At 38.6% G+C, this 14589-nt stretch carries 7 protein-coding genes and 1 pseudogene; 6 read left to right on the plus strand and 2 right to left on the minus strand.

Annotated features, from left to right (window positions below; all coding sequences use genetic code 11):
• Positions 1–107: 107 nt before the first annotated feature.
• Positions 108–770 (plus strand): annotated as a pseudogene (locus Q4489_RS03235) (class I SAM-dependent methyltransferase); the annotation flags it as partial.
• Positions 771–911: 141 nt separating this feature from the next.
• Here Q4489_RS03235 and Q4489_RS03240 read toward each other — a convergent pair.
• On the minus strand, positions 912–3725 hold the full coding sequence (locus Q4489_RS03240; RefSeq protein WP_303477028.1) for a TonB-dependent siderophore receptor: 2814 nt from the start codon (positions 3723–3725) through the stop codon (positions 912–914).
• A 1092-nt stretch (positions 3726–4817) separates the two neighbouring features.
• Entirely contained in the window at positions 4818–5816 is a 999-nt protein-coding gene (locus Q4489_RS03245) for a LacI family DNA-binding transcriptional regulator (RefSeq protein ID WP_303477030.1), read from the minus strand.
• A 165-nt stretch (positions 5817–5981) separates the two neighbouring features.
• Here Q4489_RS03245 and Q4489_RS03250 point away from each other — a divergent pair, with 165 nt between their 5' ends.
• The 5 genes from Q4489_RS03250 to Q4489_RS03270 are packed head-to-tail and all read left to right on the plus strand — an operon-like array spanning position 5982 to position 14405.
• Positions 5982–8390 (plus strand): GH92 family glycosyl hydrolase, encoded by a 2409-nt coding sequence (locus Q4489_RS03250; RefSeq protein WP_303477032.1) that lies wholly within the window; start codon positions 5982–5984, stop codon positions 8388–8390.
• A 49-nt stretch (positions 8391–8439) separates the two neighbouring features.
• Complete coding sequence (locus Q4489_RS03255) at positions 8440–10953, plus strand: GH92 family glycosyl hydrolase (RefSeq protein WP_303477034.1); 2514 nt, start codon at positions 8440–8442, stop codon at positions 10951–10953.
• Positions 10953–12212, plus strand: a complete 1260-nt coding sequence (locus Q4489_RS03260) for a sugar MFS transporter (RefSeq protein ID WP_303477036.1) — start codon at positions 10953–10955, stop codon at positions 12210–12212. The genes Q4489_RS03255 and Q4489_RS03260 overlap by 1 nt, the downstream gene beginning before the upstream one ends.
• Positions 12209–13219: a carbohydrate kinase gene (locus Q4489_RS03265; RefSeq protein ID WP_303477038.1), complete on the plus strand. Its 1011-nt coding sequence runs from the start codon at positions 12209–12211 to the stop codon at positions 13217–13219. The genes Q4489_RS03260 and Q4489_RS03265 overlap by 4 nt, the downstream gene beginning before the upstream one ends.
• A gap of 10 nt (positions 13220–13229) precedes the next feature.
• Positions 13230–14405, plus strand: a complete 1176-nt coding sequence (locus Q4489_RS03270) for an AGE family epimerase/isomerase (RefSeq protein WP_303477041.1) — start codon at positions 13230–13232, stop codon at positions 14403–14405.
• The last annotated feature ends 184 nt before the right edge of the window (positions 14406–14589 follow it).

Consider the following 14589-nt stretch of genomic DNA (forward strand, 5'->3'; position numbering starts at 1 on the left):
TTGGCTACGCTGATCCTATAGATGCCGAGAAAGCGAAAGCAGTTGCTGCCAAATGGGGTTTTGATTATATCGGCGACATTGCTGCTGTTGTTAACTTCCCTAAGCTTAAGTTTTTGCTACAAGTTAATATTCAGCGCTTAGAGCTGGTCAAACTTGATGAACCTAAACTGGGCGCAATTGCGGTTGACTTTGTGTCAGGCGCAGCTGCACATCGACGTAAATTTGGTGGTGGTCGCGGGCAAGATATTGCTAAGGCTGTTGGATTAAAGCATGGCTTTACTCCTTGCGTTTTAGATGCAACAGCCGGCTTAGGACGAGACGCTTTTGTACTAGCTACATTAGGATGCAAAGTGAATATGATCGAGCGTAATCCTGTAGTGGCCGCATTGTTGGATGATGGTTTACAACGCGCCTCTTTAAGTGTTGATGTAAATGATATTACCGATCGTATGACCCTGATGTTTGGCTCTTCTATTGATAATATGACAGATGAGAGTGGTATTGATGTGGTTTATTTAGATCCTATGTACCCACATAGGGAAAAGTCTGCCGCAGTAAAAAAAGAAATGCGCGTGTTTCAATCATTAGTAGGTGAAGATGTAGATAGCGATGCCTTGCTAGCACCAGCGCTTGATATCGCGAAATATCGTGTCGTTGTTAAACGACCGAGTTACGCAGAAAATTTAGCCTCAAAAAAGCCCTCTACAAGCATTAAAATGAAGAAAAATCGTTTTGATGTATACGTAAACAGGGCTATCCCGAAGCTATAAAAATCACTAATAAAGACATTGTCTTGGTTTTTAACGAGATTATTGGTTGGTGAAAAAATTTGTACTGTTATTTATTAATAAAAAGCCCTTGTTAAAAGGGTTAACAAAGGCTTTTTGAAAAGTTTACGCGGTTATCTACGTTTAGAAAGAATATTTAGTACTTAAAAAGAAGGTTGAACCAAGAAACGCTGGACTATAAGCGCCGGTTGAATTGGTATTCCCCTGTGTTAACATCGTTCTTCTTGGATCCTCGTTAAACACATTTGTAATGCCAACAGAATAACCTAAGTTGTCACTTTGTTGATAAGTTACATTGATATTAGAATACGTCCAGGCGTCTAGTGTATATTCAGGAGTGATGTCGTTTTCAGGACGACCATCAGTCGTTAATTCTCCGATAATGTAGGTTGTCCAGTTCATAGACCAATCATCAAAGTTCCAATTTACCATGAGATTAACTTTGTTCTCTGGTTGGAAGCCACCATTTGCTGTATGCGTTCCAACATAATCTGTTACCCCACCATCAAAAATACTGATCTCATGCTTTATTGCATGATGCCAAGTAAGTCCGAAGGTAAAATCACCATATTCTTGAGTGTTTAATCGGTAATGAACTTCTGAATCTAAACCTTGATAGTGCGATGCATTTAGGTTTTCATTATAAGTATCAACACCTAAGAGTACACCTTGTAATGGACCACTTTGGTAGCGATGAATGTCATCACAGAAGTCACCAGTTTCATTACATAATTCAATTTTACGTTGTGCATTGAAAGTGGAAATAGTGTCTTCTAGTTTTATGTCATAATAATCTGCACTGATAGAAAACCCATCTAACCACGTAGGGGTATATACAATACCAAACGTTTTAATTTTTGCTGTCTCTGGGTCAAGGTGTGGATTACCACCAGTGTTAGTTCTGATTTGTTCTAAACCGTCTCTAAAGCCAGAGCTTGGAGCACCAGTTTTTAAACAACCAGCATCATTCTCTGGTGTTAAAGGTCTTAAAGGTTCGTTATCTCCTAAGGTTTTACATGGATCAATACCGTCTGCAAAGGAAGGAAGTTGACCGGCAAATAACTCACGAATATTCGCAGCTCTAAAGGCCTGACTAATAGTTGATCTTAAGCTAATATCATCATTAACAGCCCAAAAAATGGATGCTTTTGAGTTAGTTGTTGCACCAGCATTAGTGCTGTAGTTTGAATAACGACTTGCTAAATTTACTTCTAGAGATTGGGCAAACTTCATGCCGCTTAGAAGTGGTATATTAATTTCTACGTACGCTTCTGAAACATTATACCCACCGCTTGTCGGTCGACCATTACCATCTGTAGTCGTAGCATGCACAGCATTGCTGTCAGTTTGAATTCGTCCATCTAGCTCCATATAGGATGCGCCTGTAGCTACGCCAATTATGCCGGCGTCTGTTTCAAATAATGAACCAGTAACATCAAACGTCGCTGTTTTTATGGAAGAATGACCATAGCTAACATTTGACCAATCTCCTGATACATAAGCCATTGCACGAGGATCTTGTGATTCACCTGGTGTTAAGAATACGTTTAAAGGTACACAAGTAGATTCTAAAAATTTAACCTCTTCAGGTCCTGTTCCGCATCGTAACTCACCTTCTGAATTAAAATGTGTAGGACCAACAGCTTCACGAACGCGAGCCCAATTAAACACTCCCTCTCTTGTTTCTTGGGTTTCGTAGCGACCAAATGTATAGCCTGCCCGCCAGTCCCAATCTTCATTGAAATCACCGCTTAAACCAAGTGCAATATGGAACTGGTTAGATGAAAATCGACTTTGTCGTGGGCCGAATTCATTCATACGTTTTGACCACTTAAAAATATCGTATGCATTACCATTACTATCTTTAGGGCCAAACTGCTGGTTATAATAATTATCTTTAGAAATTGGTATATCATCGTAACCACCAATCCAAGGAATCAGCGGTTGGGCAGCTGAGTTTGAGTCATTATTTCGATGTGAGTAAAGCACTTCAAAATCAAACATTACATCTTTTGATGCTAAAATATTGCCAAACTCATAATTACCTAACGCTGACATTGTATATTTTTCAGTTGGTTGTTGTAAAAATGACTGCTCATGATGATTATATCTATCAGCATCAGTAAACTGATGGAAATCACCATAATCTGAACCACGAGTTAAGCGGTTCCCGTCAGGATCTGTTACAGCTGTCCATGGAACCCAAAAGCTACCCCATGGGGTTACAGAACCGTCATTTTGTAATTGAACAACTTCATTTGAAAAAGGTATTTGATCAGAATAAATAGCCTTATCTTCGGAATAGCTAGCTGAAAAAGTGACGTTACCTTTGTCGCCCGAAACACCGCCAACGAGTTCAACAGTGGTTTTTGAGCCGTCACCATCAAAGTTATCACCATAGGTAGCGCTTATCTCGAATCCTTCAAAGTCTTTTCTAGTGATAATATTTACCACACCACCAATTGCATCGGAACCATAAATTGCGGATGCGCCATCCATTAGAATTTCTACGCGTTCGATGATCGCTGTTGGAATTGCGCCTAAATCGGCAGAAGAATCTGCACCTTTACCGCCAGCAGGAAGACGCTTACCGTTCAATAGAATAAGCGTTCTTCGCGCTCCAATACCCCTTAAATCAAAACGCACGGTACCACCGCCATTTGCTGACAATGAATTTTCTGATGGTTGTGAGACAGTCATCGTTTGTAATATATCGCCAATATTTTGATATGGACTCGCGTCTATTGCAGATTTATCAATGACAGTAACTGCGCCGGCAGCTACTAAATTAGTTCTGGCAATCCTTGAGCCGGTTACAACAATTTTTTCTGCTTTTTGTTTAGCCTCTTGATTATCAGTTGATGCCGCATTTGCCGTTGAACAAGCACTCGCTATAGCAAGTGCGAGAGTACATTTTACAAGTGGTATCTTTTTCATCTTGTTATCCCTATTTATCTTTTTATATTATTAATTGGAACGTTCCATTTTTAAAGTGCTCTAATGCAAAGCAGGAGCATCGATTAAACATTTAATTAACACTGTTTTTATATATAAAGGAACGAAATCAACTAGGTTAGTAATTAATCATAGTGGATTATTACCAATGATAGCCCTTTTCAAATTTTTTGATTAAATTAAAGCCAAAAACATTAAATCATTATTGGAACGTTCCAACAAGTACTTTTTAATAATTAACTAATGGTTGTTGATAATTGAAGAGTGATTTTTAACAACTGAAGACCTGTTTCTTTCACCTAGAACAGTTATTGTATGATAGAAATAAGTAAAAAAAATATTGTCAATAATACCGTTATTTATTGTGATATCCCTGTCGCTTTGCGTTACTTACACTTGATGTAAGTTAAATACAAGATTGAAAGATATAATACTACTAGCGCGTCGCGCACGTATTAATTTAAAAAACGATATTTTTTTAATGTTAAGGAGAACTTTCAATTAATTTACCTTAATGGAGTTTCGTTACCGAGGTTTAATTATATGTTTCGTCACTGTATGCTCTGATGTGTTAAAGAATAATGTTGCTAGCAGCCAATTTAACGTGGTAACAAGGTTTTTGATGCATTATTTGATTTAGGTAAGTCTTCTTTTTCTTAATGTTGATGTATGACCCCTTATTATTTACTTGTTTATAGAGGTTCGACCTGAGATCATTGTTTCGAGTTTTGGAAACTCAAACGGGTGATGAAGTCGTTAAACTTGATATGAAATCAAGTAGCCACATCGACAATATTTCAGTTGACTGATCGTAAATTCAAACTGAAATTATCAACGAAAATATATCGATTTCTTTAGAACGTTCCAATATATTCTTCATTTAAATGAAACGAATATTTAGTTAAGAATCATAGAGATTAGATACAATAATTGACGCTATTCAAGAATATAAAAAGTCAGATATAAGCATCTTAGAGTACTAACTTAAGTGCTCGCTAAGTACGGTATGTAATCTAAAAATAATAAATTCTATCCGTCAAGGTTGGGTTAACCTTCCTGTCTTTACTCAAAAAGCTAACAAGACGAACGTTCGATTAATTTTACGCCCACTAGTATTTTGTTATGAGCATTACTATCGGCCCCGACCAATTCTTGGCAAACAGCTCGTGCGATCTGATTCTCGTTTATATGAATAGTGGTCAGAGGTGGTGACATTAATTGTGAATCTTTTAAATCATCAAATCCTATAATACCGATATCCACTCCAGGTTTAATTTGTTGCTCTTTCATGTATTCAATAGCACCATAAGCGATAATGTCACTAAAACATACTATTGCTTCTATATCAGGTGATCTATCTAATAAAAGCTTCATTGCTTTTCGACCCCCATCTCTAGTGGTATCTGATTGGATAACGTGTTGCTCAGTTCTGTCGTCAGAGTTATTGATCATCGCTGTGCTATAACCCTTAAGGCGTTGGTGGTAATCTGAGATACTTTTATTTCCCCCTAAAAATGCAATTTTTCTATAACCTTTATCTAATAGAAGGTTTGTACTCAAATCTGTACCTGCAACGTTATCTGGAATGATAGTTGAAACATTTGCTCCCTGTATTTCACGCATTATATTAATGACTAAACGGCCTTTATCGACTAAATTATTTAAAAACTCAGGTCGTGTACCTGGTGCTGGACAAATAACATAAGCCGACACCTTATACTCTTCTAATCGCTGGATTAACTCTGATTGTTGATCCGCGCTTTCACCACTGCTAACTAAAATTGCGAACATGCCTATATTGCGGATCTGTTGCTCTAAAGCTACTGTTAGTTGGCTGGAATAAGGGTTGGTTAAGTCATTAATAACGATGGCGACTAAATTGGAACGTCTACTGCGTAGAGATGCTGCATCCCGGTTGTAAATATAGCCAGTGTCTTCGATAGCTTTAAGTACTTTTCGCTTAGATTTTTCGCTAACTTTATTACTGTGAGTTAACACCAAAGAAACCGTAGATTTAGACACACCAGCCTTTTTCGCCACGTCAACAACAGTAATGGTATTTTGATTCTTCAAAGGTGATTCCTTAAGTAAAAAGTGCTAGCAATGGTTGAATTATAACTTAACTCAAGATATATTGAACCCTATAAATTGGAACGTTCCAAAAAATAATGAGCTTGCCTTAATCAAATGAAAATAATGGATAAGCGTTTAGGTTTTATCGTTAGAGGAAAAATACGAATGCAGCAAACGACGTGCGACAATAGTTCAAAGAGAATGAACTCTCTTTGGACATTGATGTTATTGGTGGTATTAGTTGGTCTTTGTTTATCTACATCTGCTAACACTAATAAATTGAATAAAGCAGATAAAACAACCTGGGTAGACCCATTCATTGGAACCGGTGGCGATGGTCATACCTTTCCAGGTGCGGTTGTTCCATTTGGTATGGTGCAATTAAGTCCTGATACAGCTGCGCTTAGTCGCGGTATTGATCCTCAACATGATATTTATAAACATTGTGCAGGCTATCATTATGACGATCATACTATTATTGGCTTTTCGCATACTCATTTCAGCGGTACGGGGCATTCAGATTTAGGAGATTTACTAATTATGCCTGGCACAGGTACTGTTTTTACTAAGCCTGGCACAGAAGAAGATCCTGATTCAGGCTATCGATCGCGTTTTAGTCATGATCGAGAACAAGCCTCGCCAGGTTATTACATGGTTGAACTGGACGATTACAATATTAAAGCGGAGCTTACCACCACAACGCGTACGGGCTTGCATAAATATACCTTTAATGGCGAAGAAGACGCTCATGTTTTACTAGATTTAACTTCTTCGATATACAATTTTAAAAACAAAGTTATATGGAGCGACGTGCGTGTAATTGACAATCAAACGTTGTTGGCATATCGCTCAACTAATGGTTGGGCAAAACATCGTGAAATGTATTTCGCCATTAAGTTTTCTCGACCATTCGACCGTATTGAATTGATCAATGAGGATAATGCTCGCTATCGTTGTAATGGCTGTTTAGATAATGACCGTGATAAAAAGCCCTCAACAATTGTTAACGATGCCATTCAATTTACCGCAGGAAAAGACATCAAAGTGGTTGCTCATTTTGATCAAGCAAAAAAAACGCCATTACTGGTGAAGGTTGGATTGTCTGCGGTAAGTAGAAGTAATGCTTTAGAAAATTTAACGGACGAATTACCTGATTGGGATTTTGATCGAGTTAGAGCTGATGCGAAGCAGTTATGGCAAGATAAGCTGAGTGTTATTGATGCTGAAGGTACAAGTGCCGAAAAACGCCAATTATACACTTCACTATATCATGCACTACAAGCTCCTTCAGTGTACCAAGACGTCAATGGTGAGTATCGTGGTGTAGATGGAGAAATACATCAAACGACAGACTTTGAACATTATACCTTGTTTTCGTTGTGGGACACATATCGTGCATTACATCCGTTGTTAACATATGTGGCTCCTGAAAGGGTATCTGACATGATTCAATCAATGTTAGCGCATTATCAACAGAGTTATGACGGTATGTTACCAATTTGGTCGTTTCAAGCTCATGAAACATGGACCATGATTGGCTATCATGCTGTATCAGTAATTGCTGATGCATACCTGAAGGGGATTCGTGATTTTGATCATGACCTTGCGCTAAAAGCGATGTTAGAGACAGCAAATAACGCCAAATATGATGCGATACCTGAATATGTGAAATATGGCTATGTTCCTATGGATAAGCTTAGCGAATCAGTATCAATAACTCTTGAATATGCCTATGACGATTTTACCATTGCCCGTTATGCTGAAGCGTTGGGAAATAAAAAAGTTGCCGATGAATTTTACCGCCGCGCATTATCTTATAAAAATGTGTTTGATCCTTCGGTAGGCTTTATGCGTGGTAAAAACTCAAAAGGTGTTTGGAATCCTGAATTTGATCCTGAAGAGGCCAAATTAATGGGGCCATTTACGGAAGGAAATAGTTATCAATATACTTTTTATGTCCCGCATGATGCACAAGAATTAGTGAAATTAATTGGTGGCGATAAAGCCTTCGAACAGCGATTAGACACTTTGTTTGAAAAAGAATTGAGCCCAGAAAAGATTAAAGAGCACGAAGATATAGCGGGTTTAATTGGTCAATATGCACATGGCAATGAGCCAAGTCACCACATTGCCTATATGTATAATGATGCGGGTAAACCATGGCGCACACAAGAACGTATTCGCCAAATTATGGATACCTTATCATCCGATAAGCCTGATGGTCTTGCCGGTAACGATGATGTGGGACAAATGTCAGCGTGGTATATATTTTCCGCTATGGGTTTTTATCCTGTTGCACCAGGCAGCTTAAGTTACAGCATCGGTGCGCCACAATTACCTAAAATATCAATGAATTTAGCAAACAACAAAACATTTACGGTTAAAGCTAAAGAATTATCAAAATCTAACAAATATGTTAAGTCAGTTAAGCTTAATGGTAAAACGCTAAAACGTAGTTACCTTACTCATAATGATATTCAACAAGGTGGCGTTTTAGAGTTCCAAATGACGGATAAACCAAACAAGCATTGGGGTACAGCGTTAGAGCATCGACCACCTTCAATGAGCCGATAACAATTATTATTTTTAGGCCTTGTAAGTATGCAAGGCCAAGGACAATTTTATGAAAAAACGTTTTATATACTCTCTCACGTTAATGGCCTCATGTATGACCATGTTAGGTTGTGAGAATATGGTTGAATTACAGTCAGAGAAAGATTTGAATCTATCAAAAATTGAACCTAATTGGGTCAGCGAACCTGCTTCTTTTGTGAATCCTTTTATTGGTACTGAAGGTGTATACAACCATAGACAAGCTGCGAATGTAACACCGGGTGCATTGATTCCCTTTGGAATGTTTAACTTTGGCCCTGAGCATGCATATACCGAAGATTTATTAAAAGAAAGCAAAGGTATGGATAAGCGAGTTCGTATAGAAAAAGGCCGTATACCGGTATCTCCAGGCGGTTATAACTATGCGGCAACGCGGGTTAAAGGTTTTTCATTTACTCGATTATCGGGCACAGGTTGTTTAGGTGCCTCCGGTGATATTCCTGTGATGCCATTTACTCAAAAAATGATTCATTCGCCAGATACTGATTATCTTAATGCCTATTATAGTGCAGGTTTTTCACATAAAGATGAAACAGCAATACCGGGCTACTATCAAGTTGGTTTAGATAATGGCGTAAACGTAGAATTGTCTGCAACCGCCCGTACCGGTATTGCTGAATTCACTTTTAGCGAACCAGAAAATGCCAAATTACTGTTCCGATCTTCTTATTCTCAAATTGGGAGTGGAGATGCGTATACAAAAGTTGATGCAGAAAAAGGAGAAATCACAGGGTTTGTTACCAGTGGTAATTTTTGTGGATACTTAGGTGAATATAATCGCCGTGACTACTATACCCTACACTTTGTTGCCAAGTTAGACACGCCAATTACTGGTTCAGGTGGCTGGACAGATGACAAAGTGTTCGCAAATGCGACGGAAGCAAAAGGAGGAATGGGTTATGGTGAAAAAGGTATTCCAACATTAGGTAAAGGCTCAGGTGTATGGGTGGATCTAGCGGTAAATGATAAAAAACCTGTCACGATGCGTGTTGGTATTTCGTACGTTAGTTTAGAAAATGCTCGCGAAAACTTAGCTGCAGAGCAAGAAAACAATAAACGTTTTGAAACGGTGAAAACACAAGCATATCAAGCATGGAATAATGAACTCGCCAAAGTAAAGGTATCATCTGATAACAAAGATAAACTGACGACCTTCTATACTGCGCTATTTCACTCTCTTTATCACCCCAATATATTTAGTGATGTAAATGGGGAATATCAAGGATTTGATCAACAAGTACATCACATTACAGAAGAACAAAGTGCGCAATATGCAAATTTTTCAGGATGGGATGTGTATCGTTCTCAACTGCAACTTGTGACAATGCTTGATCGTCAACGGGGTAGTGATATAGCTCAATCATTATATAACCAAGCTTCTCAATATAACGGTGTTTGGGATAGATGGACGCATAACTCAGGTCCTACAGGAGTTATGAGTGGTGATCCATCAAGCATAGCTATGGCAAATTTTGTTGCTTTTGGTGCAGATAATTTTGAACTTGATGGTGCGTATCAATCACTGATTACTGCAGCAATGAACCCGACACCACTTGATTTAAGTAATGAAGGTTGTCCTGTGTTTTGCCGTGGTCAACACCCGTCACTTGATCAGTGGCAGACTGTTAATTACATTTCAGATCAGTCAAATAGTTGGGAAGGTGCTTCTGAAACATTAGAGCAAGCATCAGCTGACTTTGCATTATCGCAATTCGCTGAATATATGAATGACACCGAGCATGCGAATTTGTTGCTTAAGCGTTCAGGTTATTGGAAAAACCTTTTTAATCCTAATGCCAGCGATAAACTTGGTTATATTCAAGGTCGAAACCTTGATGGTACTTGGAAGGACGATTTTGATCCATTCAGTGGTCACTTGTTTGTTGAAGGCAGTCCCGCACAATATTTGTGGATGTTACCTTTTGATGGTCAAGGGCTTAATAAAAAGTTGGGTGGAGATCAAGCCATGGCTGATCGTTTAGATAGCCACTTTCATAAACCCGATGGTTCGTGGGTACTGTTTAGAGATAACGCAGAATTTTCCGATGTATCTAACCAACCATCGATCGCCTCTCCTTGGATGTACTTATTTTCAGGTAAAGCATATAAAACGCAAGATACTGTGCGAGAAACTATGGCACAGTTATGGAACAACACTACAAAAGGTATTCCTGGGCAAGATGATTTAGGACAAATGTCATCTTGGTATGTTTTTTCTGCTTTAGGGATTTATCCTTTATATCCCGGAAAAGCGGATATGGTGTTGTCTAGCCCGCTATTTAGTCACGCTAAAATTGGAAATCTAACTATTACTGCACCAGGAGCATCGGATGAAAATCGCTATATAAAAGCTTTAGAAGTGAATGGAAAAGCGAGTCAGAAAAGTTGGATTAATAGTGAGCATATTCAACGACCGGTGAATTTGAATTTTACGCTTTCGACTAAGCCAAATAAAACATTTGGCGCAGCAAAACATGATCGTCCGCCATCTTATAGTCGTTCATCGAGCAAGGAGTCGCACTAATGGCAGTTCAACCAGCAATATCTTCTGTGGCCAACAATGACAATGAACAATATCATTTTGCCTTTGGTGCAATGACAACTTTGTTCTTTATTTGGGGTTTTATAACGGCACTAAACGACATTTTGATCCCGTACCTAAAAGCAGCGTTCGACTTAAATTATACGCAAGCTATGCTAGTGCAGTTTTGCTTTTTTGGCGCGTACTTTATCATCTCGCCTGTTGCGGGCAAATTGATCAGCAAAATTGGCTATTTAAAAGGCATTATCACTGGCTTGCTGACGATAGCGACTGGCTGTGGCATTTTTTATCCGGCCGCAGACATTGGCGCTTATTGGGTATTTTTAACCGGATTATTTGTGCTTGCCTCGGGTATTACTATTTTACAAGTATCGGCAAATCCTTACGTTGCTTCATTAGGAAAAGAAGCGACAGCGGCAAGTCGACTAAACCTAGCACAAGCCATTAATTCTCTTGGGCATACTGCTGGGCCTATCTTTGGTAGTGCCCTTATTTTTGGTGCGGTAGCAACTACTGCGTCAAGTACAGATGCCAGTGCGGTTAAATTACCCTATTTATTAATCGCGGGTGCAACGATATTAGTGGCGGTAGCATTTAAATTTTTACATTTACCAACGATTAAACGTATTAGTGCTGAGCACGCAGAACCTGCCGATGTTAACCGCTCGATTTGGCAAGAAAAGTCACTGTTGTTAGGTGTATTGGCAATCTTTTTATATGTTGGTGCTGAAGTCTCAATTGGCAGCTTTTTAGTCAATTACTTTATGCAAAGTAATATTGCTGCAATGAGTGAAAAGCAAGCAGGTGATATGGTCGCTTATTACTGGGGGGCGGCAATGGTAGGCCGCTTTGTAGGAGCTTACTTAACGCGATTCATTTTACCTAGCTATATTTTAGCGTTTAATGGTGTGGTTGCTATGGCATTACTGGCAATAAGTATGAGTTCTACTGGAAATGTAGCTATGTATAGCATACTCGCTGTTGGCTTTTTTAATTCAATCATGTTCCCTACTATTTTCACTCTAGCAATAAGAGGGTTAGGCCCATTAACGTCAAAAGGCTCTGGACTATTATGCCAAGGTATTGTTGGAGGAGCTATTTTGCCTTTAATTCAAGGGTATGTAGCTGATGTTAGCTCTGTTCAGTCTAGCTTCATTGTGCCGGCATTAGCGTATATATATATTCTGTTTTATGCTCTTTATAGCGCTAAACAATCACCAAGAGTTGGAGGCGCAGCATGAAGCCAGTTATTTGTTTTGGTGAAGCGCTGATCGATTTTTTGAATGTGGATGTACAACAACAAGACAAACTGAGTATTAAAAGCTATCGTCAATTTCCCGGTGGCGCACCTGCAAATGCAGCGGTAGCTGTGGCAAAACTTGGCGGTAAAGCGCATTTTGTTGGACAGGTTGGAAAAGACGCCTTCGGTGATTTTTTGATCACGTCGATGTGTGAATATGGTGTTGATGTTAGTTTTACCTATCAACACCCTACGGCACCTACAGCATTAGCATTTGTGATGCTTGATAAAGATAACGATCGCAGCTTTTCGTTTTATCGAGATAATAGCGCTGACGTTATATTCTCTGCTAATCAAATTGATTCTGCTTGGTTTACAAATAAATCTATATTCCATTTTTGTAGTAATACACTAACAACCCAGTTGATTACAGAGAGCACTCAACAAGCGATTAAAATTGCGAAACAGCATAGCGCACTGTTGTGCTTTGATGTGAATTTACGACATAACTTATGGGCTGAAGGCTATGCTAATAAAGAACGAGTTCAAACATTTATTATGCAAGCTGACGTGCTTAAGTTTTCTGCCGAAGAACTTGAGTATTTAGCTGATGGCTTTACAGCTAAATATATTCAAGCTTGTATCGCGAATGGTTGTAAGTTGCTCGTAATAACAGACGGAGGTAGCACAGTACGATATATCACACCTTATGGCGATTATCGTTGTGAGCCGCCAGTAGTGGAAGTAGCCGATACAACAGGTGGCGGTGACGGTTTCATTGGTGCGCTGCTGTTTATGTTGTCTTTAATCGATAATTTTGACCTAACGCTTCAAGATGAGTTGTTGTTAAAAAATATTATTAATTTTGCTTGTGGCTGTGGTGGTATTGCAGTCAGCGAGCAAGGAGCATTCCCCGCATTTGCTCAATTTGAGCAAGCTTTGCATACGTTTAACGCACAACAGTCGAACGTATCGCAACATTTTACTAATCTTATCGAATTGTTATAAAGGACAGTGTGTGAATTTTTTTAGCCGTACCTTCTTGGCAGACCATTGTGTGTCTATCTATTCCTTCTATGAGCCAAATATTATTGATTGTGAGGGAGGGTACTTTCAAAACTTTAATGATGATGGATCATTATTCGACAAAGATGTTAGACATTTAGTCAGTAGTACCCGAATTATTGTCAATTATGCCTTAGCAGTAAAATACTTAGGCCAAACACAGCATATCGACAAAATTAAGCATGGCCTCGATTACTTAGAGAAAGTTCATTGGCGTGAAGCCGAACAAGGATATGCGTGGACGATTGCCAATAACGCTCCAAGTGATATGACTCAACAGGCATATGGATATGCTTTTGTATTATTAGCGTATGCCGCTAGTTTTAAAGCTGGAGTTGTTAAAAATACTGTAAAAATAGAACATATTTTTGATTTACTTGAACAGCGTTTTTGGCAAGTTGACTATGGCTTATACGCTGACACTTTATCGACCGAAGGTGAGTTATCTCCTTATCGGGGGCAAAATGCTAATATGCATATATGTGAAGCAATGATTGCAGCGTATCAAGCGACAGGAGTCAATAAATTCTTAGAACGTGCACAAACGATAGCAAAAAACATCTGTGTCGTTCTAGCGAATAAAACTAATGGTTTAGTATGGGAGCACTATGACGCTAACTTCGAAGCAGATTGGCTATATAACAAAGACGATCCAAAAAACATTTATCGTCCTTGGGGTTATCAACCGGGGCATCAAACAGAATGGACAAAGCTGTTATTACTTATTAATGAAATATCACCAGAGCCATGGTTAGTTGAAAAAGCTACCGAACTCTTTGATCGCTCATATCAACTTGCCTGGGATAATGAACACGGTGGTTTGGTATATGGTTTTGATCATGACGGAAATTGGTGCGATACAGATAAATATTTTTGGGTGCAAGCAGAAAGCATTGCATCGGCAGCCATGTTGTTTAAAGCAACTAATGATGAAAAATATTTAACTCACTATCATCAGCTTTGGCATTATTGCTGGGAAAATTTTATTGATCATAAGTACGGCGCTTGGTATCGATTGCTAAAGCAAGATAATAGCAAATACTCAAACAAAAAAAGCTCTGCAGGTGCAAAGTGTGATTACCACACATTAGGTGCATGCATTGAAGTATATAATTTACTTCAAAAATAAGAGTTTATTGATCAATATACCTACTTGATTGCTATTACATAAATAACTTAAAACCAAACAGTGTGTTATTGATGTGAGCCGAAAAGTTCACATCAATAAGGGTAGGATTCAAAGTTAACATGACATAAAAATGTCATGTTAATGTAACTTAATCGTCATAAAACTGTACGAGAATGCCTGTTCA

Origin of the sequence: Thalassotalea sp. 1_MG-2023, from assembly GCF_030546745.1 — a bacterium.
GTDB lineage: Bacteria > Pseudomonadota > Gammaproteobacteria > Enterobacterales > Alteromonadaceae > Thalassotalea_C.